Annotated in this window: 20 protein-coding genes and 1 riboswitch; of the genes, 12 read left to right on the forward strand and 8 right to left on the reverse strand. The window is 59.0% G+C overall.

All coding sequences use genetic code 11. The features are described 5' to 3' along the window. The first annotated feature begins 95 nt into the window (after positions 1-95). Genes DIC66_RS03050 through DIC66_RS03065 form a run of 4 tightly spaced genes read left to right on the forward strand, consistent with a single transcriptional unit; the run spans position 96 to position 3,176 of the window. Positions 96-1,304, forward strand: a complete 1,209-nt coding sequence (locus tag DIC66_RS03050) for a L,D-transpeptidase family protein (RefSeq protein ID WP_233505756.1) — start codon at positions 96-98, stop codon at positions 1,302-1,304. Further along, a complete protein-coding gene (locus DIC66_RS03055; protein WP_117173862.1) occupies positions 1,304-1,870 on the forward strand; it encodes a peptidylprolyl isomerase in 567 nt (188 codons plus the stop codon). Before DIC66_RS03050 ends, DIC66_RS03055 begins: the two co-directional genes overlap by 1 nt. A gap of 3 nt (positions 1,871-1,873) precedes the next feature. Next, entirely contained in the window at positions 1,874-2,380 is a 507-nt protein-coding gene (locus DIC66_RS03060; RefSeq protein ID WP_117173864.1) for a peptidylprolyl isomerase, read from the forward strand. A 16-nt stretch (positions 2,381-2,396) separates the two neighbouring features. Beyond that, the gene (locus DIC66_RS03065; protein WP_117173866.1) at positions 2,397-3,176 is read left to right on the forward strand and encodes a UDP-2,3-diacylglucosamine diphosphatase; all 780 of its coding nucleotides are present in this window, start codon (positions 2,397-2,399) and stop codon (positions 3,174-3,176) included. Here DIC66_RS03065 and DIC66_RS03070 read toward each other — a convergent pair. After that, entirely contained in the window at positions 3,166-5,886 is a 2,721-nt protein-coding gene (locus DIC66_RS03070; RefSeq protein WP_117173867.1) for a DUF349 domain-containing protein, read from the reverse strand. The two genes, DIC66_RS03065 and DIC66_RS03070, sit on opposite strands and share 11 nt — an antisense overlap. Positions 5,887-6,583: 697 nt before the next feature. Between DIC66_RS03070 and DIC66_RS03075 the strand changes: the two genes are divergently transcribed. The 3 genes from DIC66_RS03075 (at position 6,584) to nrdR (ending at position 9,289) form a co-directional block, all read left to right on the forward strand. Next, on the forward strand, positions 6,584-7,393 hold the full coding sequence (locus DIC66_RS03075; protein WP_117173869.1) for a lytic transglycosylase domain-containing protein: 810 nt from the start codon (positions 6,584-6,586) through the stop codon (positions 7,391-7,393). Positions 7,394-7,410: 17 nt separating this feature from the next. Then, a riboswitch (ZMP/ZTP riboswitch) is annotated at positions 7,411-7,539 on the forward strand. A gap of 42 nt (positions 7,540-7,581) precedes the next feature. Then, positions 7,582-8,826, forward strand: coding sequence for a serine hydroxymethyltransferase (gene glyA, locus DIC66_RS03080; protein WP_117173871.1), 1,245 nt, complete (start codon positions 7,582-7,584; stop codon positions 8,824-8,826). A 13-nt stretch (positions 8,827-8,839) separates the two neighbouring features. Beyond that, positions 8,840-9,289: a transcriptional regulator NrdR gene (gene nrdR / locus DIC66_RS03085; protein ID WP_117173873.1), complete on the forward strand. Its 450-nt coding sequence runs from the start codon at positions 8,840-8,842 to the stop codon at positions 9,287-9,289. Between the two features lie 3 nt (positions 9,290-9,292). Here nrdR and DIC66_RS03090 read toward each other — a convergent pair whose 3' ends face one another. The 7 genes from DIC66_RS03090 to DIC66_RS03120 all read right to left on the reverse strand — a co-directional run bounded on the left by DIC66_RS03090 (position 9,293) and on the right by DIC66_RS03120 (position 16,512). Continuing rightward, on the reverse strand, positions 9,293-9,856 hold the full coding sequence (locus DIC66_RS03090) for a GspH/FimT family pseudopilin (protein ID WP_117173875.1): 564 nt from the start codon (positions 9,854-9,856) through the stop codon (positions 9,293-9,295). A gap of 122 nt (positions 9,857-9,978) precedes the next feature. Next, positions 9,979-10,503 carry a type IV pilin protein gene (locus DIC66_RS03095; RefSeq protein ID WP_117173877.1) on the reverse strand — a complete coding sequence of 175 codons (525 nt, stop codon included), beginning with the start codon at positions 10,501-10,503 and terminating at the stop codon, positions 9,979-9,981. Continuing rightward, positions 10,500-13,787 carry a pilus assembly protein gene (locus DIC66_RS03100; RefSeq protein WP_117173879.1) on the reverse strand — a complete coding sequence of 1,096 codons (3,288 nt, stop codon included), beginning with the start codon at positions 13,785-13,787 and terminating at the stop codon, positions 10,500-10,502. The genes DIC66_RS03095 and DIC66_RS03100 overlap by 4 nt, the downstream gene beginning before the upstream one ends. Before the next feature lie 13 nt (positions 13,788-13,800). Beyond that, positions 13,801-14,355 (reverse strand): pilus assembly PilX family protein, encoded by a 555-nt coding sequence (locus tag DIC66_RS03105; RefSeq protein WP_158558826.1) that lies wholly within the window; start codon positions 14,353-14,355, stop codon positions 13,801-13,803. Further along, positions 14,352-15,374: a PilW family protein gene (locus tag DIC66_RS03110; protein ID WP_117173883.1), complete on the reverse strand. Its 1,023-nt coding sequence runs from the start codon at positions 15,372-15,374 to the stop codon at positions 14,352-14,354. The genes DIC66_RS03105 and DIC66_RS03110 overlap by 4 nt, the downstream gene beginning before the upstream one ends. A 3-nt stretch (positions 15,375-15,377) precedes the next feature. After that, the gene (gene pilV / locus DIC66_RS03115; protein ID WP_117173885.1) at positions 15,378-15,920 is read right to left on the reverse strand and encodes a type IV pilus modification protein PilV; all 543 of its coding nucleotides are present in this window, start codon (positions 15,918-15,920) and stop codon (positions 15,378-15,380) included. A gap of 10 nt (positions 15,921-15,930) precedes the next feature. Then, a complete protein-coding gene (locus tag DIC66_RS03120; RefSeq protein WP_117173887.1) occupies positions 15,931-16,512 on the reverse strand; it encodes a GspH/FimT family pseudopilin in 582 nt (193 codons plus the stop codon). A gap of 177 nt (positions 16,513-16,689) precedes the next feature. On the opposite strand from DIC66_RS03120, the gene ribD reads away from it, so the two are divergent. Genes ribD through nusB form a run of 5 tightly spaced genes read left to right on the forward strand, consistent with a single transcriptional unit; the run spans position 16,690 to position 20,681 of the window. After that, positions 16,690-17,811 (forward strand): bifunctional diaminohydroxyphosphoribosylaminopyrimidine deaminase/5-amino-6-(5-phosphoribosylamino)uracil reductase RibD, encoded by a 1,122-nt coding sequence (ribD, locus tag DIC66_RS03125; RefSeq protein WP_420820472.1) that lies wholly within the window; start codon positions 16,690-16,692, stop codon positions 17,809-17,811. Positions 17,812-17,869: 58 nt separating this feature from the next. Continuing rightward, positions 17,870-18,517, forward strand: coding sequence for a riboflavin synthase (locus DIC66_RS03130; RefSeq protein WP_117173891.1), 648 nt, complete (start codon positions 17,870-17,872; stop codon positions 18,515-18,517). A gap of 19 nt (positions 18,518-18,536) precedes the next feature. Further along, entirely contained in the window at positions 18,537-19,652 is a 1,116-nt protein-coding gene (gene ribBA / locus DIC66_RS03135; protein WP_117173892.1) for a bifunctional 3,4-dihydroxy-2-butanone-4-phosphate synthase/GTP cyclohydrolase II, read from the forward strand. Between the two features lie 22 nt (positions 19,653-19,674). Next, positions 19,675-20,148 carry a 6,7-dimethyl-8-ribityllumazine synthase gene (gene ribH / locus DIC66_RS03140; RefSeq protein ID WP_117173894.1) on the forward strand — a complete coding sequence of 158 codons (474 nt, stop codon included), beginning with the start codon at positions 19,675-19,677 and terminating at the stop codon, positions 20,146-20,148. Next, complete coding sequence (gene nusB / locus DIC66_RS03145; RefSeq protein ID WP_117173896.1) at positions 20,148-20,681, forward strand: transcription antitermination factor NusB; 534 nt, start codon at positions 20,148-20,150, stop codon at positions 20,679-20,681. The genes ribH and nusB overlap by 1 nt, the downstream gene beginning before the upstream one ends. The last annotated feature ends 8 nt before the right edge of the window (positions 20,682-20,689 follow it).

Consider the following 20,689-nt stretch of genomic DNA (forward strand, 5'->3'; position numbering starts at 1 on the left):
TTTGTTCCGTCGACTTCTGTTGCAGCCTGAAAAACAGGCCTAGCCCAGGTATGGCCAAACACATGGGTCGTTGCTGGGCCTTGCTATTGGCAACGATGACGCTGCTCTGCGCCCCCTACCCGGTCTTCGCAGCCAAAACTGGCCATAAGCGTGCGGATACCAAACAGGCAGCCGATGTGCTGCAGTCATCGTCTGGCGAAGGGCTGGCTGAAGCCCGCCTGTTGGAGGTCTATCGCCTCATGGCGAGCGGCCGCAGCCAGGAGGCCCTGGGGCGTGCCGGCAAGCTGGTGCATGACCACCCAAATTTCCAACTCGGGCAACTGGTCTATGGGGATTTGTTGGCAGCACGGATTCGACCCGTCAATGCCCTGGGCGATGTACCCGCGGATTTGGCCCGTGCTGGCGCTGGCGCGCTGGATGAATTGCGAGCCGAATCACGCCAGCGTGTACAGGCACTGAATTCGCCACCACGACAGGGAACCATTCCATCCCAATTTCTGGAAATATCCCAGAAGACCAAACACGCGATTGCAGTTGATGCCTCGCGCTCGCGCTTGTACCTTTTTGAAAACGGGCCAGGTGGCCTGACCCTGGTGGCGAACTACTACACGTCAGTGGGCAAGGCGGGGGTATCCAAGACTTCGCAGGGCGATCAACGCACGCCCTTGGGCGTCTACTACATTACCAGCCATCTGGATGCAAAATCGCTCAAGGACTTTTACGGTTCTGGGGCTCTGCCCATCAACTACCCCAACATTCTGGACGCCAAGCGTGGCAAGACAGGCGGCGGCATCTGGCTGCACGGCACGCCGCCCAACCAGTTTTCACGCGCGCCGCTGGCAAGCGACGGCTGTCTGGTCATGGCCAACCCGGACCTGCTGCACCTGATTCAAACTGTGGAGGTTGGCAGCACACCTGTGGTTATCGCCCCGCAATTGCAGTGGGTTGACCCGCGCGCAGTCAAAACTGAGAGCAAGCCCTTTGATGACACCCTGCAAGCTTGGCGCAAAGCAAAGGTAGAGGGTAATCTGGAACGGGTCATGTCGTTCTACACGCAGGATTTCAACAGTTACGGTAAGACATTCGGCCAATGGTCGGATGTGCTGCGCACCGAACTGTCCAAAACCCAGGGGAACAACATTGAACTCAAGGACGTGTCCTTTTTGCACTGGACCGACAGTGCCGACACCATGGTGGTGACCTTTGGCGAAGTCCTTATGGGCAAGCGGACCGGCTGGACCAAGCGACAATACTGGACCCGGCAAAGTGGCCAGTGGAAAATATTTTTTGAAGGAATACTCTAATGAATATCTCGCGCATCAGTCGCCGCACGGTTGTTGGCCTCTGCGCAGCCCTCGTGCTCAGCACAGCGGCATGGGCCCAGGCTGCAAGCCAGGTCAAATTCCAGACCAGCATGGGCGATTTCACCGTAGAGGTCTACGCGGACAAGGCACCCAAAACCGTTGAAAACTTTTTGCAATACGTGAAAGACAAGTTCTACAACGGCACCATCTTCCACCGCGTGATTGGCAACTTCATGGTGCAGGGCGGCGGCTTCACAGCCGACATGAACCAGAAGCCCACCCGCGATCCCGTACCACTGGAAGCCAAGAACGGTCTGAAGAATGACCGCGGCACCATTGCCATGGCGCGCACCGGCAACCCCAACTCTGCTACGGCCCAGTTCTTTGTCAATGTGGTGGACAATACTGGCCTGAATGCACCCTCGCCCGATGGCTATGGATACACCGTATTCGGCAAGGTCATTGCGGGCATGGACACCATCGACAAGATTCGTGCCGTGCCCACAGGGCGACAGGACGTTCCGAATACCACCATTCTTATCAACTCAGCCATACTGGTTAAATAAATCATGAGCAACCCAAAAGTAGAACTCCACGTCAAGGATTACGGCGTCATCACCTTGGAACTGGATCAGGACAAGGCACCCAAGTCGGTTGCCAATTACCTGGCCTACGTAGCCAAGGGCCATTACAACAACACGATTTTTCACCGCGTCATTCCAGGCTTTATGGTGCAAGGCGGCGGCATGGAACCCGGAATGGCACAAAAATCCTGCGATGCGCCGATTGAAAACGAGGCCAACAATGGCCTGAAAAACGCCAACTACACCGTTGCCATGGCGCGCACCGGCGACCCGCACTCGGCCACTGCCCAGTTCTTCATCAACGTGTCGGACAACGGCTTCCTGAACCACACATCACCCACCGCCCAAGGCTGGGGCTATGCCGTGTTTGGCAAGGTCGTGGCGGGCACCGAAGTGGTCGACAAGATCAAGGCCGTCAAGACCTCGCGCAAGGGCCACCATGATGATGTGCCCGTAGCCGACGTCGTGATTGAAAAAGCCGTGCTGGTCTAACTGCAAGCCCATAGGGATGGAACTTCTGGCTCCACCCCATTGGCAATGTGCGGATTTCATTTCCGATCTGCATTTGCAGGCATCGGAAATGCCCACCTTTTCGGCCTGGGTGGACTATATGCAGTCCACCCAGGCCGATGCACTTTTTATCCTGGGTGACCTGTTTGAAGCCTGGGTCGGTGACGATGCAGCACGGGTTACTGGCTCATTCGAAGCCGAATGCGTTTCCGTCTTGCGCCAGACTGGCGATCGCCTGGCGCTCTTCATCATGCAGGGCAATCGTGATTTTTTAATGGGCCCGGCACTCATGCAAGCCTGCAATGCCACCGCCCTGCCCGACCCCAGCGTTTTGACATTTGCCGGCCAACGCTGGCTGCTCAGCCATGGCGATGCCCTGTGTGTGGACGATCTGGAATACCAGGCCTTTCGGCAGCAGGTGCGCAGTGCTGACTGGCAAGATGCTTTCCTGTCCAAACCACTGGACGAACGCCAGCAAATTGCGCGTGGCATTCGCCAAGCCAGCGCGTCCAGGAAATTGACGGGCGCTGCTTACTCCGATGTGGACAGCCCCACTGCGCTGGCTCTTCTGCATGCATCCAAGACACAGCACTTGCTGCATGGCCACACCCACAAGCCAGGCCAACACCTGCTGGCCCCCGGCATGGTGCGCACGGTGCTGAGTGATTGGGACCTCAGCGCAACACCGCCACGCGCCGAAGTCCTCAGAATAACGGTACAAGCGGGAGGCACATCCGTGCCCATCCGCCTGCCAGCCGTTTCGCTACCTACCGTTTGAGCAGAGCCTTCACCGCGTTTTGGAGGCGGCGCGCTTCTTCTGCACCGTAGCTACCACTAAACACCAGCGCAGCATCCTGTCCCCAGGTCTGGGCGGGCGCCAGATCATTACGACGGGTGAGCAATTGCAATTGCAGCATACGGCGCGCGTTCAGATGTTCAGCTGGCGTAGGGACTTCTGCTGCCATCTCCAGACGCAGCAAGGCCTCGGCCGGACTCACGCCCTTGGGATCAACTTTCAGCGAACCACCAAGAGCCTGTTGCCATGCACCACGGGTGGCTGCATTGATGCGAGGACCCAATTCCTGAGCACTGGGCAGCAAGGCCGCATCGCGCTTTTCCCAGGCTGTCAGCAAATTCGTCAGGGCCTCACCATGGGCCTGCGCTGCCAGCTTCTTGAGAGCAAACTGCGCATGTTCCAGCGCATCACGCTGGGCCCTGAAGGCCGCATCTCCAAGCCGGGGCGTCTCCTGCCAGCTACCACCACGCGGACGGTCATCGCCACCACGGGCGTTGAAGTCCGACTTGCCGTCACGTCCACCACGGGGTGCGTCCTTGCGGTCATTCCACTTGCCCGCGCGCCCTGCGGGCAGTGCTGGAGCTTCTTTTTTCATACCAGGCCGGTCATCGCCGCGCACAGCAACAACGGGTTTGGGCTTGGCAACAACTGGAGCGGGCGAAAGGGCGGCAAGCGGTTCCGCAGATTCACTGTCACCGCTGGATTCTGTGGCTTGTGCGTCAGCAGTAGTGCTGGCGTCTGCTGCCTGGTCTGGTTCTGTAGCTGGTGCATCGCCGCTGGCAGCACTGGCAGCCTTGGCGGCATCTTCCTGAACGCCAGCATCCTTGACTTGCGCCTGTGCCTGTGCCTGACCACTCAGTGCGGCCTCCAGACCGGCTACAGCCGCGCGGATAGCTTGGGCATCGCCTGTTGCATTTGCCGCTTCCAAGGCCTTGGCTGCATCCAGCACGGTGCGGTCATGCGAATTCAGGCTGGACTGGGCCTTTTCGCGTTCTTGGGTCTTGCGATTGAAGGCATCATCCACCGGTTTGCGGAACGCATCCCAGAGCTTTTGCTCCTGGCGTCTGTCCATGGGAACGGCGTGGGCCTCAGCCTGCCAGCGTTGCTGCAGTGCCTTGACCGCGTCCACGCGCAGCACGGGTGCGGCGCCCAGAACTTTGGCCTCTTCAATCATGGCTTGGCGGGCGATCAGGCTTTGGGCCTGCAGGGCTTCCAGCGGTGCTGCGGCATTGGAAATGGCCTGCTTCCACAGCGGCTGCAATTCGGCAAACACCTTTTCGCCGACATGGCCGCCATCGCGCCAACGGTCGCCAAACTGATGCAGGATGCGGCTAAAGCCCTTCCAGTCGTCATCCAAAGCCGTGCGGTTGGCGGCAGCCCAGGCATTGATCTCTTCAATAAGGGCCAGGCGTTGCGCCTTGTGTTCTGCGGCCTCGGCCTTGACCTTTTCAAGCCAGCCCTCGACAACCTTGTGGGCCTCGTTGCAGGCTTCATCAAAGCGCTTCCACAGGGCGTGGTTGGGCACCCCACCCTGGTCGGTCTGCTTCCATTGCTCACGCAAAGTGCGCAGGTTTTCCTGCATCTTGCGTCCACCAATGGCCTGGCCTTCCGGGCGCTTGAGCAGGCCTTCGGCCTTGGCCACCAGTTCCTCACGCAACTGGTCAGCACGCCAGCGCTGCCAGCCTTCCAATTCCCCGGCTGCAGCCAGGGCCGCATGTGCCTGGCTATCCAGGCCTGTGTCTATCAGTTTGCCAAACTCTTTCAAGGCTTGGCGAAGCGCAGCCGCAGCGCCGGCGCTGGCCTTGCCGTGGCCCTCACCCACTTCAGCCTCCAGTTTGGAGAGTGCGTCCTTGACCGCAGCCATTGCAGCGGCACGCACTTCAGGATCGACTGGAGCCTTGCCGGGCTTGGCTACGGGTTCCAAAGGAATGCCACGCGCAACACGCAGTTCGTCGGCCCACACCGGCACCGGTGGCAGTGCCGCAGCAGCGTCACCAGAGGCCAGCAGCGCCTGCGCCACGGCTGCCTGGAAAGCGTCCCACACCACCAGCAACTGGGCACGCGAGGCATCCAGCAGGGGTGGAAATTTCAGGTCCACACTGGGCCAACCAGCGTTGGAGACCAAGCTTGCCGCCTGCGCCTGCCAATGCTCGACGTCCGCACGCAAGCTCTCAAGAGCCTGCTCGGCATCTTTCCAGGGTTTGGTGGAAAGCACTTCTATACGCTGTGCCAACAACACAGCAGCTTCACGCTGCACCTGCACCTGGTGCTGAAGGTCTTCAATGCTGCGCACCCGCTCAGCGAGTTCGAGCTTCAGGGTCGCCAGAGGTTCTTTGCTCAATGGAGCGCCCGCCTTGGCCGCATCGCGTTGCCACGCCAGTGCATCGGCAATATTAAGTTTGGTCACAGCCAGCAGGGCTTGCGCTTTGGCGGCCCATTCAGCGCCCAGTGCTTCCTGGCCTTTGGAGCGACGGATCTCATCCAGACGCTCCCGCACCAGCTTGGCCGCACCTTTGTCCTTGACACTGAGTTCCTTGAACACATCTGCCAGTTCATCAGAAGATGGCTTTGCGGCCAGCCAATCGCGAACCCGCGCTGCCCGCTCACCTGCAGTTGGAGCGGAAAAAGCACCCTTGGTCAATGCGTCCAGTTGGGAAATATCGGTATGTTTAGCGGAATGAGAAGACGTCACAGTAGGCTCGGGTCAAGGTAAGAGGGAGATAGCCTGCTATTTTCGCCGCTAAATCCATGCTTTCCCTGATTTTTCCTTGGGCTCGACCAGCGTTTGCCAAAAGAAAGCCCGGATTGCGGCATTTCTGGCGCAATCCGGGCTTGGTGACGGACGTACCGTCCTGTGTCACCTGCTGTTGCCACACCAGAAGTTGGATGTCCCGGTGCAGGCCCAAGGCAAGCGATTGCCTTGATGGATGTCGGGGCCGCTTTATCACCTACCCATACCGTAAGGACTGGCTACTGCCGACACATGTCCGTTGGACGGACGACTGAGATTAGGTGCAGTCCGCAGGCATTGCAAATTACGGTATTTATGAATAAGCGGCTTGCGATTGGAAAATTTCCAACGCCAACCGATGGCTCGGAAAGCCGCACGGGCCCTGCATTTGCACTTTTTTAAGCATATAAATGCATATTAAAGATGATTGATATGGTTGACGGGTTATATTGAGGCATCCTAGAATCCGCCCATCCTTGAACTCTACAGGGATTACCCGCATCCGCTGCCGAACTCGGCATATTCAAATCGCTGCACATGTCTAGAAGACGCCGCAGGATATTGATAGCGTACCAACCCAAACGTGGTGCCCACCCTGTGCCCTGGCAATTCTGCTGGAGCGAATGGACCCGGGGCTCCCGCCTAAGAAGGAAAAGCTATGACAGCGACCGAAAAATTCACCCGTGGGCTTCGCGTATTTGTAAGCGACATTGCCCAGGGATTTTTTGAAATCACACACAACGGTTTTGCCCTGCTGGGCTTGGCCGTCATGTTTGCAACCATTACTCTTACCGCCCGGCCCGAACTCCGCGAAGCCGGCGAAGCCCAGCTCATCACTTGGTTGCAAGACCGTAAGGCCGCCATCAACGGCTTTGTCAGCAGTCCTGACGCAGTGGACCGTGCCACCGCGGCCGATCCCAAAAGCCTGCCCAAGCAGCAAGCCGCCATTACTTATTGGTTAAGCCGCAAATACAGCATTGCACCCGAACCCCTGAGCGCTCTGGTGGCCGAGGCCTATGAAACCGGTGCCAAGACCAAGTTGGACCCAACCTTGATTCTGGCCGTCATGGCCGTGGAGTCGGGCTTTAACCCCTTTGCCCAAAGCAATGTGGGCGCCCAAGGCCTGATGCAAGTCATGACCAAGATCCACAGTGACAAGTACGACAACTTTGGCGGCCGTTTTGCAGCCTTTGACCCACTCACGAATCTGCGGGTAGGCGTGAAGGTGCTGCAGGAATGCATTACCCGGGCCGGTTCTTTGGAGGGCGGCCTCAAGTTTTATGTAGGTGCAGCCAATATGGAGGAGGACGGAGGCTATGCCGCCAAGGTTCTGGCAGAGCATGAACGCCTGAAGCAGGTTGCAGCCGGTCGCTCCGTACCGGTGTTTGCACAGCAAATTGTGCCCGTCAAGTCCGCACCCGCCATCAAGCCTGACACCGAAACGGTTGTGAGTCTCCTCAACTCCTGATTGGCTTCCGTTAAACTCGCCCTGCACGCGACTGGCGATAGGCCCTGATCCAAAAGGATACGGGGCTGATGTGGGACACCACAGGGAAGCGTTGCCGCACGGTGGTTACAAGCCGTAGCGATCAGCCGTTCGCCTGGGCAGCCCTGTGTCACCTCACACCCACAGGCCCATTGTCTTAAAGGACTGCCATGTACGACCGCAACATCCTGGTTGAACAAACCGACCCTGAACTGTGGAAGGCCATCCTGGCCGAAAACGCGCGCCAGGAACACCACATTGAGCTGATTGCCAGCGAGAACTACGCTTCTCCCGCCGTGATGGCAGCACAAGGCAGCCAGCTCACCAACAAGTACGCCGAGGGCTATCCCGGGCGCCGCTACTACGGTGGCTGCGAATATGTGGACGTGGCCGAGCAACTGGCCATTGACCGTGTCAAGCAACTCTTTGGCTCAGACGCCGCCAACGTGCAAGCCCATTGCGGAGCCTCCGCCAACGAAGCCGTCTTCCTGGCCTTCCTCAAGCCCGGCGACACCATCATGGGCATGAGCCTGGCCGAAGGCGGCCACCTCACCCACGGCATGCCCCTGAACATGAGCGGCAAGTGGTTCAACGTGGTGAGCTACGGCCTCGACGCCAACGAGGCCATTGACTACGACGCCATGGAGCGCCGCGCCCATGAGACCAAGCCCAAGCTGATCATTGCCGGCGCATCCGCCTACAGCCTGCACATCGACTTTGAGCGCTTTGCCAAGGTGGCCAAAGATGTAGGCGCGCTGTTCATGGTTGACATGGCCCACTACGCCGGCCTGATTGCCGCAGGCATCTACCCTAACCCCGTGCCCCATGCCGACGTGGTGACATCAACCACCCACAAGAGCCTGCGCGGCCCGCGCGGCGGCATCATCCTGATGAAGGCCGAGCACGAGAAGGCCATCAACAGCGCCATCTTCCCCGGCCTGCAGGGCGGTCCGCTGATGCACGTCATTGCAGCCAAAGCGGTGGCCTTCAAGGAAGCGCTGGAGCCAGGCTTCAAGACTTACCAGCAACAGGTGCTCAAGAATGCACAGATCGTGGCAGAAACCCTGACCCAACGCGGCCTGCGTATCGTCAGCGGCGGCACCCAAAGCCACGTGATGCTGGTGGACCTGCGCTCCAAAGGCATTACCGGCAAGGAAGCCGAGGCCGTGCTGGGCAGCGCCCACATGACCATCAACAAAAACGCCATCCCCAACGACCCCGAAAAGCCCATGGTGACCAGCGGCGTGCGCATTGGCACCCCTGCCCTGACCACCCGCGGCTTCAAGGACGAAGAAGCACGCCTGACTGCTAACCTGGTGGCCGACGTGCTGGACAACCCGCGCGACGCGGCCAACATTGAAGCTGTGCGCGCCAAGGTGCATGCGCTGACCGCGCGCTTCCCGGTCTACAAGTAAGAGTGCCATCACGATGAAGTGCCCGTTTTGCAGCAACCAGGACACCCAGGTCGTGGAGACCCGGGTGTCTGAAGACGGGGACTTCATCCGCAGGCGCCGCCAGTGCGGCTCTTGTGAAAAGCGCTTCACCACCTATGAGCGCCCGGATGTTAATTTCCCAAGCATCGTCAAGAAAGACGGCCGACGCATAGAGTTCGAACGAGCCAAACTGCTGGCCTCCATGAAGCTGGCCCTGCGCAAGCGGCCGGTCAGTACGGAGCAGGTGGATGCTGCGATTGAGCGCATTGAAGAAAAACTGCTGAACCTGGGCCTGCGCGAAGTGCAATCCACCCGCATTGGCGAACTGGTAATGCGGGAACTGAAAAAACTGGACAAAGTGGCCTATGTGCGCTTTGCCAGCGTGTACCGCAACTTTGAAGACATTGATGAGTTCAGAACTCTGGTGGACGAGGTCAGCAAGTAAAAGTTAGCTGCAATTAGCGACTACCGATTTGACGCTACGGATATTTCCGGGCCCGCTGAGCTTGATCTGACGTGCGGTCACTTGGGTTACTGACTGCCTGCAGACTGTGAAAGTCTCATCCAGGATATAAAGCCGCACTGACCTTGGAAGTCCTTCACCCGTAAACGAGACGTAGCCTTCAACACGACCATTGTTTGTAAGGCTCACATTGCCAGGCGACAACAGTTCCGTGTGTATCAAGGTCTCCCCCGCGTCAAGCGTTGCGTTGTTATTGACGTCGTGAAAAATAATCCAGCCTTGATGCCACCCGCCTTTGCTGGCACACCCCAATCCCGTTGATGACTTGCAAATCACCACCCTGGCATTGCGATGGATAGCCTCGTTTCTTGCCCGGTGAAGACTGGTAAAGAGCGCACCGGCGACACTGCGTTCCCTCATGTCTGACACCAGCGCGCTGAGGGATGGCATTGCCACCGCAGCCAAGATGCACGCAATAGCAAGCGTGGTCAGCATTTCGACCGGGGTGACGCCTTTTTGCTGTCCTGTGTAATTTGGCTTGTGCGACATCGTGCGCGGAGATTGCCGCAAGCACGGTGGCAAAGCTTGATGAGAAAATGATCGCTACGAGCGAATGGTGCACGCGTTGTTCATACCGACCCCGCGCCTGGCCTGATCCTGTGGGGACGGCCTTACCAGGCGGACGTACCCCACAGACGCTTGCCTGATTCAGTCACGCAGATACTGCCATCCCCTTGTTGTGTGCTGCCAGACACCGGTGTGGCCATCAGAACAAAGGTCTGTGCACCAGAGACTGTGGCGGAACTTCCGGCTGCGCTGCAGGACGTGCTGGACGCCAGCCTCACCAACGACAAGTCATACCTGCCATCGTTGGTAAGTCCAGAGCTGCGCCCCAAACCGCCAGCATTGGTTCCAGAATAGTTCGCGGTTACGCCAGATGTGCCGAAGGCATAACTACTGGAGTTGAGATATATTTTTTCTTGCAACGCGGCCAACTGCAGCAGTTCAGCCTGCGCTGCAACGCGCGAACCACGGACAATATGTTGCCGGTAGCTCGGCAAAGCGACCGAAGACAAAATGGCAACAATGGCGACTGTGATCATCAACTCCACCAGGCTGAAGCCGCCCGACTGGAAGCTGGACACCTTGTTGCGATTGCTTTGTCCTACTTGCACCGCACGCGTACGAATCATCATGGTTGCACCAACTCGCGCCACGAAATTCGTCCGGTAATGGCACGCGTTCCACGCTGGCTGCCACCAGAATCCACCGTGGCCTTGGGTGAGACATAGGTCTGCGTTGTATCGGCACCATTGCTGTCGGTGGTCCGGATGCTGGTCGTCCCAGCCTCGGTATTGCTGGTCTGTGTCATGGTAATAACGTAACCATCTGAGTAGGTTATCGTCGTTATGGCACCACTTCTAACCACCTTGGCCGTAGCACTCGAAACGGTAGAGACAGTCGTGGTTGCCTTCGCGATCGCTTCCAGATTATTCGAGGTCAATCTTCCAAGGCGGGGATCGCCCGCAACAGCATATCTGGGGCAGTACGGATAGGTGCAGGTAATGGGATCCATCTTTGCCAATTTGGTCCAGCCCCGCCAGCCGTAACATATGTCAAATGATTCGTAATAGGGCCAGTAGATGTTGTATTCCGCCAGCACATAGGTGAACTGGTCTCTTTTTACTGTCCAACCATATTCTGGTCGACCTGCAACTACTTGCTCCAGTGCCCCGACCGGCGTGTCGGCCCGGATTACCTGGAAAGTCAAAGCCCCGTTGTGACGCACACCGGACGCCCGCGAATTATTCGCGTCATTGAAGCTATAGCCCTTGGTTCCATTTCCCGTCGCCGTTACACCAGATGGAGGTATGGCGGGATGGAACATATTGCCATCGCCCGCAGAATCCCCCAAAAGCACACATGCCGTAGAGGTAGGGTGCAAGCCGGTTCTGACATCGGCTGGTAAACCATTGACACCACCCCACCAATCCTTCTGAAAAAAGGCATAGGTCGGCAGGTTTACTGCAAAGCTACCAATGTTTGCACGCGTATAGGTTGGTGCAAAGCTGGATAGCAAGCTCATTGCCGTGATGCTCGGACTGGTCTGGTAATTTTTGATATTGGTGTAGCCAGCATCCACGTTGGCGCGATAGGAACTATCACCAATATGAATTTGGGCCGCTGGACTCAGATACTGGTTTTGCACAAGCACTTTGAATGGTGTGGACGTTGATGGTATGGCCTTGCTCAGATTAAATTTTGCATCACCGGGGTCAAGGAAGTTCATACCGGTGGCATCGTAGTCACTGTCATAGGAGTGGTAATCAACCTGAAACTTGCAATCGCGTCCTGAACAATTTGACAAACTCGGGCCATAAAAAAAGTCAACATCAAAGTCTCCGCCGGAAATACCCGGGTCAGGAACAACTGTCGTTGTCGTAACCGTCCGTGCATTCACGACGGGCCTGGGCATATCAACATCAGGGTTCTGATTGAATAGGACCTTGGTGGTCGTGGCCGCTTGCACCAGCACGGGTTGCGAACTCACACCAATGGAATAAAAATAGCCCACAGGTACGCCATCAGCTGTCAAGATGGGGCTTCCATTGCTTGTGGCGGGTGATGTCTCCACGTCACCGGTTCGCCATACCTGCCGGTCAGCATCGGTTATCTGGCCGTCTTCGTTGAAATCCAGAAACGGGCGGTTTTCGGCAACGCCACCCGACAAGCTATTCAGTTCCATCAGGTAGTTGGAGCCTTTGACAGACTGCGCTCCGGCGATGGGTGTACTGGACGCCGTTGGGTTGTAAGCGATGAAATGAAAGCGCCCATCATCAATAAGGCTGCCACTGCCCACCACGCGCTCTCCCGCTGGCAGTGGTGTGATCCACCCTCGGCTGTGTGGATTGCTTGCGGTCCCGGTGGACCAGTCGGGCGTTTGTGGAGACGTAATCGTCCTTGTATACCGGCTGCATGCGCCGCCTACCAATTTGAAGCAGCGTGTGGTAAGTGTCTGTGTCAGCATGGCTGTGTTAGTGGCCGGGGCACTGTCCCAGATGCCGTAGGCCGCATACACCGTGCTGCCGTCCGTACTATCGGCCGCAGTCAGCATGGAACCCGTTGCAAAATTCACCATATATCCGCCGTTGGGGTGGACACGAACGCTGGGCGCCATCGTGATGGGCTGGGCCGGCGTCCTGGCAGTGTCATAGACCAGCTTGCTGGCTCCAGAATTTACGTCAAAGCGCCACATGCGGCCCAGCAAATCTCCGGCGAAGACATAGTCAATACTGCCGTCACCGTCGGAATCGACTACAGCTGGCGTAGAGAGGCCATTACCAGTCTGGCTATCGGTAGCAATGGGGCTTCCCATCAAGGCACCAGTATCTGCGTTGATGATGTACAGGTAGGCTCTGCCGTCCGCACCCAGATACCCGTTGCCCACAATCACTGCATCAATGTCCTTCACCTTCCCCAAAATAGGGTTGGAGTAGGTGTAGCCCAGATTGGCATAGGAATAGCTATCGACGTAATTGATCGTGCTGGTCGTAATTTCCCACTTGATATGGCTTGCCGCCGTGGCTTCATCGCCAGGCGCAAGGCCCGCGTCGCCGGTGATGTCCAGCGCATACAGGCCACGGCCACCAGCACCCAGCGCACCTACCAAAATGCGCTTGGCCCCCGCTGATATGTAGCCCACACTCACGGAGCCATCCACAAAGTAGTCATGCGCATAGCTGGTATCCGCCAGAGCACTCATTTTGGGTATCAGCATGGACGGAACGTAGGCCCAACGCTCCTGCCCCGAGGTGCTTGAGTTGAAAGATGCATCAAAGGCATGCAGCATTCCATCATTGCTTCCTACAAACAGCGTTGGCAGTGGCGCTGAAGCCGTCTTCGCTCTGCCACTTGCCAGCCTTGAATCCGAGACATAGAAAGGCCTTGAGTGCACAATATCGCCAAGTCTTGAGATGCGGGCACGCAGTGCGCCCGAAAGTCCGTCGGTTTCGAGAGACCGGTCCCCACGCAGATAGTCCAACACCTGCTGGCTGCTCGCCACACCCGTTTCCGCCGTACTTCGGCTCAAGTAGCCCTGCTGCGTCGCACTGAGTGAGTTCAGAGAAAACGGCACCTTGCTGCCGTCACTCTTCATGGTGACGATGGTGCGGGCACTGGTTCTTGCATCCAGCAATTCGGCCATATTCAGCTTGGGTGTGGATGCGATCGCTCCATATTTGTCAATGCCAAACGCCAGTACGTTTCCGCTCCAACCGTCTCGCTCGTAGAGGGTGCGAAAGATGTTTTCGGCGTTGCTGCTCAGGTCAGGGTTGGTGGGTCTGAGTTGAGCAACGTAGCCCACCGGTTCCTGGGAAGGCAGAAATGCAGAGAAGGCAAGTGCCGTCTTGAAGAGCATGGCCACGGTTGCCAGCAATAGCAGGGTGGCAAGCCAGATGGGTTGTATGGTGCGTTGGTTCATGGAAATGCCTCGCCTACGGTGGATTGCAACTCTTTACGCTGTAGTAGCTCGCCAGGGTCTTGCTGGCACCACTACCGCCGGTACCACGGCCAAATATCTGGTAGGTGTTAACCTTATTGCAGACACCATCGCTATCCAGACTCACATTTGGCAAGGTGCTGTTTTGCGACATGAGCTGTATCACATAGCTGCTGGTGCAAGACGCATTGGAATCAACGCAGATGGCATTCGCAGACGAATACATGGTGGTCAGGGGCGATGCCACGGCGGCGGCGCTGGAACCAAGCGGGTAGAGAGCGGGCGAAGTACTGGCAGAGTAGCTGTCAAACCCGGGATCGAGGTAGTTGGAGCCAATGACAAGCCATTTCTCAGCCGTTGTGATCGCAAGCTCGGCGTTGTTCAGCGCGTTGTTGTCAAACTGAATGTTGCCCGCCAGTTTGAACTGCGTATTGGAGGTGCCAATGGCAACAATGCCCAACATCATGATCAACACCAGAATAACCAGGGCCAGGACCAACGTGGCGCCCTGCTCGCGCTTTAGCCTCCGGGTTCCAAACATAGGATTCATAGCTTTGGAACTCCATTGCGCAGTTGGACAACGGTGCTGAACAACTGCCGCCGGAATCCGTCTTTCACGTTATAAGGCTGGTTACCCATGGCAAAGGTTTGGGTATTGACATAGCCTGATTCCGCAGTGGAATTGCGAGCCAGCAGCCATATACGCACTGAGGTCACGTTGCCCCAATTGACCGTTGCATTGGCAGGTTTCGTATCCGAGGCAGTTCCGGGAATGGAGTCGTAAAACTGAACGTCAGTCGCGTTGGGCATGATCCCGTACTGCACTTGCATGCGTTCTATGCCGCTGGCCACCAATTCCCGCTCCATGGTTCCGTCAGCCTGCATCGCCAGCCGCCACAGCGCGGGAACCAGCGGACTTTCGGCAGCCGTTGTAGTAAAGGGGCTGATGAAATAGACAAAGGTGTTAACGCGAAACGTGTCCACTGGCAGGCCAGCACCTACGGATATCGGCGCCACTGGTGTCGAAGTCGTCTTGAACATCTGCCCCTGCGCATAGGCGGACTGAAAATAGACGGTATTCTTGTCCAGTGTGGATGCCGGTGCATTGCCGAGGTGGCGGATGACCAGCACGTCGTTACCTGCCTCGTAGTTGGCAGAAGGTATGCAGTTCGATGCACCCGAAAAGGGATTGCTGTTGTCAGCGCCCCAGATACCCTGGCCTATGTTCGTCACAAAGCCACCAACAGTGCTTCCTGCATCCGAACAGCCGCTTTGCGGGTCAGTCCAAGGTGCAGGGCTACCGGGCTGTGCCAGGGTGTACCCCAAATATCCTGCATGCCGGAGTTCGTCTTTGAGCGACGACAGCGCATAGCGGCCATTGGTCGCCATTTCGGAGGTGCGGTCATTGGAGCGCGAACTGCCGGAGGCACTTGCCAAGATACCAACCAGCGAGGAAATAACCACCAAGCCCACGGTGATAGCCACCATCAACTCAACCAGTGACAAGCCCGCTTGCGCACCCGGACGCTTTTGGCCGTGGGCCGTGGGGAGTGAATAGCGGCATTTCATGGCCTAGTTGAAGATGGTCCGGGTGGCCTTGTAAGTCAGCACCTCACCCGTGCCCGAAGCGCTCACTGCGGATGCGTCGTAAGTGGTGTCGGTCTGACGGTCTACCCAGGTCAGTGAGATGGTGTAGGTGCTGGGATTGCCGCCGGTGGTTTGCGCAACAGAGCATGTGCTCTGCGGAAGAGCCACAGCCACAGCAGCCTGCCATTGCAGCAGATCGTAAGTTGCCAAAGCGGCCGGCTGGCACAGGGCTCCAGCGGGACCGCAGGCATTGCTCACAGCTGCTGCAGGCGAGGGACAGGTATAGACATAGTTTCCAGCGACTGCGGCCGCCTTGTTGACCTCCATGCGTTCGGCCAAATCAGAGGCCAGGATCACCGCCTGGGTTCTGAACTGTGCATTCTGGTTCAGCTTCAGGGCGAAGGACTGCAATCCGAATGTCCCAACCAGTGCCAGCGATATCAAGAGTATGGTCACCAGCACCTCGATCAATGAAAACCCATGACGGCGGTAGCGTGGTGCGGGTGCGGGTGCGGGTAGCTTGCGCATACAGCGTCGTTTAATGGGCTTGCACACTGCCCGTAGCAGCCACAGTGAGCGTTTTGTCGACCGCTCCCGACCAAGTACCACCCACTGTCAGGGTTGCGGCCATCGCACCGGCTCCCCCTTGCGTGCCATTGGCATTGAAGCGGACCCCATAAGTGGCAGCTCCATTGTGGGCAGACAGGGTCAGTTGCGTGGCCAAGGGTGCACGGACATAAAGAGGGTTGGGAATGGTTGCAGTTGCTGCATCGCAGTTGTCCGTGCCGTCGCTGGTGGTGTCCACACAGACCAGCCAACCACTGGCCCAACTGGGGGAGGACGTGGCGCAGCCTGTGTCATTGGCATCCGTGGCATCCGTTGCGCTGCGGGCACACACCAAAACGCGTGCATTGCGCTTGACGGCCTCTGCCCGCGCCAAGTTCAGGTCACTGGCAAGCATGTTGATTGCCGACTTTTGCCGCAGGGTGTTTGCCATGGAAACCAGCGAGGGTGTTGCCAGAGCCGCAAGAATTCCCGCAATGACCAGAACCACCAGCATCTCAACAGCGGTGAGGCCCTGACGGTATCGGGTCTTGGGTTGGTACAGCTTTGTTTGCATCTTGAATATCCTGGGCTGCAGACTATCCAAGCCCTATTCATTAGCCAAGACACATCCAGTGCCAAAGGACGGGCGGCGCCATGCGTGCGCCAAACGGCGCTGCCCGCATCTTGGCCGTGCCGATGCGGTTAACCTATGCCTCGCATGCCCGCCCGGTCACGACTGATAGAAATGAATATGCACATGGAACGCGCACTCGAACTGGCCCAACGGGCTACAGGACTCTCGGACCCCAACCCGCGGGTGGGCTGCCTCCTCGTGGGCGCGGATGGCACCGTCTTGGGCCAAGGCCATACCCAAATGGCCGGTGGCCCGCATGCCGAAGTCATGGCCCTGCGGGATGCCCGTGAACGCGGCAATGCCGTGCAAGGCGCCACAGCCTACGTAACCCTGGAGCCCTGTTCCCACCAGGGCCGCACCGGCCCCTGCTGCGATGCCCTGATTGCCGCCGGCATACAGCGCGTGGTGGCCACCCAGACTGATCCCAACCCGCTGGTCTCCGGTCAGGGCTTTGCCCGTCTGCGGGCCGCAGGCCTTGCGGTAGAGCTGTTGCCTGCGGACCACCCGCAGGCCATCGCGTCGCGCGAACTCAACATCGGTTTTTTCAGCCGCATGGTGCGCAAAACCCCCTGGGTGCGCCTGAAGATTGCCGCCTCCCTGGACGGCAAGACCGCCCTGCCCAACGGGGCCAGCCAGTGGATCACCTCAGCCGAGGCACGCACCGATGGACATGCCTGGCGTGCACGCGCCAGCGCCGTGCTGACCGGCATAGGCACGGTGCTGCAAGACCGGCCCCGGCTTGACGTGCGCCTGGTGGAGACCTCGCGCCAGCCCCATCTGGTGGTCGTGGACAGCGCGCTGCAAACTCCGCTGGACTCTCCCGTCTTCCTGCCGGGCAGAACCCTGCTGATCTACGCCGCACAGGAGGACGAGGCAAAAGCCGCGGCTCTCACGGCCCAGGGCGCCACCGTCATTTACCTGCCCGGACGGGCTGCAGACGGCAGGCCCACCGGCAAGGTGGATCTGGCTGCCCTGCTGCGCGACCTGGGCCAGCGCGAAATCAATGAACTGCATGTGGAGGCCGGGCACAAGCTCAATGGCTCGCTGGTGCGTGAAGGCCTGGTGGACGAATTTTTGGTCTATCTGGCGCCCAAGCTCCTGGGCCAAGGCGCAGACATGGCCCATTTTGGGCCGCTGACCGAACTCTCACAGGCCCTGAACCTGCGCTTTTTGTCCAGCACGCTGGTGGGGCCGGACATGCGCCTGCTGGCGCGCGTTACCGGTCGTGACGATTTTTAATTCGCAGGGATTGGGCCCTGACCCGGGTCAAAGGCCCAATCCCTGCGAAAATACCGGCATGTTTACCGGAATCATCACCGGCGTAGGGCGCATCGCCGCCGTTCGCGCCATAGGCTCTTCAACACACGGCAAGCGCCTGACCATCACCTGCCCCGCGGACTACCTGCAGGATGTCGGCTTGGGGGACAGCATCGCGCTCAACGGCGCCTGCATGACCGTCACCACGCTGGACACCGCGAACCGGCAGTTCACCGTGGATATCTCAGCCGAATCGCTGGACAAGACGGCTGGCCTGGATCAGACCGGCACCGTCAACCTGGAAAAAGCCCTGCGCACCAATGACCGTCTGGGCGGCCACCTGGTCTCCGGCCACGTGGACGGCGTAGGCACAGTGACCCACTTTGCCCAGGTGGGTGAAAGCTGGACACTGCGTGTACTGTCGCCCCCGCAGCTGGGCAAGTTCCTGGCCTACAAGGGCTCCATCGTCATCAACGGGGTCAGCCTGACGGTCAACCAGGTCACTGACCTGAACACCGGCTGTGAGATCAGCATCAACCTGATTCCGCACACCGTGGAGAACACGGCTCTGTCTTCGTTGAGCCAAGGCTCGCGGGTCAATCTGGAGATTGACCTGATTGCGCGCTACGTGGAACGCATGCTGACTGCACCCGTTGCTGCGCCCAGCTCCACCTCGGCGTCTGTTTAATTTCTTTTCTTCGTACTCCATGACTGCATTGCAACCCGTACCCATATCTCCGATTGAAGACATCGTCTCCGACATGCGCGCCGGCAAGATCGTCATCCTGGTGGATGAAGAAGACCGCGAAAACGAAGGCGACCTGATTCTGGCTGCCGACCATGTGACGGCAGAAGGCATCAACTTCATGGCCAAGTTTGGCCGTGGCCTGATCTGCCTGACCCTCAGCCGTGAACGCTGCGAGCGCCTGCAACTGCCCCCCATGACAGCCCGCAATGGCGACAAAAAAGGCACGGCCTTTACCGCATCGATTGAAGCCGCCGAGGGTGTCACCACCGGCATTTCTGCCGCGGACCGCGCCCGCACCGTGCAGGCCGCCGTGGCCCGCAACGCGGTGCCGGCTGATCTGGTGCAACCGGGCCACATCTTCCCGCTGCAGGCAGTGGATGGCGGCGTGCTGATGCGTGCGGGCCACACCGAAGCCGGCTGCGACCTGGCCGCCATGGCGGGCTGCACCCCGGCATCGGTGATCTGCGAGATCATGAAGGACGACGGCACCATGGCCCGCCTGCCCGACCTGCAACTCTTTGCTGCCGAGCACGGCCTGAAAATCGGCACCATTGCCGACCTGATTGCCCACCGCAGCCGCGTCGAGTCGCTGATCGAACAGGTCGGCACGCGCCGCATCCAGACGACCGCTGGCGAATTTACAGCCCACGCCTTTCGCGACACCACAGGCCGCGGCATCCACCTGGCCCTGGTCAGGGGTGAATGGAAGCCAGAAGATGCTGTGGCCGTGCGCGTGCACGAGCCGCTGTCAGTGCTGGACGCACTCGAAGTGGGCCGCACCATGCACTCCTGGAGCCTGGAGGCCACGCTGGACTACATCGCACAGGAAGGCAGTGGCGTGGTCGTACTGCTGAACTGCGGCGAGAGCGGTGAACAACTGCTGTCCCAGTTTGAAGGCACGGCCCGCGCCGCCCACGCGCCCGAACGCGGGCGCATGGACCTGCGCAGCTACGGCATTGGTGCCCAAGTGCTGCGCCAGTGCGGCGTGCACAAGATGCGCCTGATGGGCAGCCCGCGCCGCATGCCCAGCATGACAGGCTACGGCCTGGAAATCACCGGCTACATCAGCAAATAAAACACACGCAAGGGAACTCCATATGTTTGGCGCAGACAAAGGCACCGTAGCCGCAGGCGATAGCCGCATGAACGGCAAGAAACTCAAGATCGGCATCGTGCAGGCACGCTTCAACGCCAACATCACCGATGCACTCGCCGACGCTTGCAAGGCAGAGTTGCTGGCCCTGGGCGTGACTGAGAAGAACATCACCCACATCACGGTACCCGGCGCGCTGGAAGTGGCCGTGGCACTGCAGGCCATGGCCGAGAAGGCCGGCTTTGACGCCCTGATTGCCCTGGGTTGCATCATCCGTGGCGAGACCTACCACTTCGAGTTGGTGGCCAACGAATCCGGCGCTGCGGTCACCCGCATCGGCCTAGACTACCAGATCCCGATTGCCAACGCCGTGCTGACCACCGAAAACCTGGAGCAGGCTGTGGCCCGCCAGGTCGACAAGGGCCGCGACGCGGCCCGCGTAGCGGTTGAAATGGCTAACCTGCTGGAGACTATTTGATGAGTGATTTCAACCACCCCAGCGCCCCGGCACGGCCGCCCAGGCAGCCGCGCACTGGCGTCACCAGCACCGGCGCACGCAAGGCCGGCAGCAAGTCCGACCGCAGCCGCGCCCGCGAGTTTGCTGTGCAGGGCCTCTACCAGTTCATCGTCGGCTGCAACCCGGTGGAGGATGTGGATACCTTCACCCGCGACCTGGCCGGCTTCAACAAGGCCGACGCCGCCCATTTCGACGCCCTTTTGCACGGCTGCGCCGACCAGGCCCGGCAACTGGACATCCTGATCCAGCCGCTGCTGGACCGTCCCTGGGGCGAGATCTCGCCCATCGAGCATGCCGTCATGTGGATTGGCGTCTACGAGATGCAGCACTGCCTGGATGTGCCGTGGCGCGTAGTCATCAACGAATGCGTGGAGCTGGCCAAGGAGTTTGGCGGCACCGACGGCCACAAGTATGTGAACGCCGTACTCAATGGCCTGGCGCCGCAACTGCGTGCCCTGGAAGTTGAAGCCGACCGCACCAAGAAGCCGCGCTGATCCCCCAT

The sequence above is a fragment of the Rhodoferax lacus genome (genome assembly GCF_003415675.1).
Taxonomy (GTDB): domain Bacteria; phylum Pseudomonadota; class Gammaproteobacteria; order Burkholderiales; family Burkholderiaceae_C; genus Allorhodoferax; species Allorhodoferax lacus.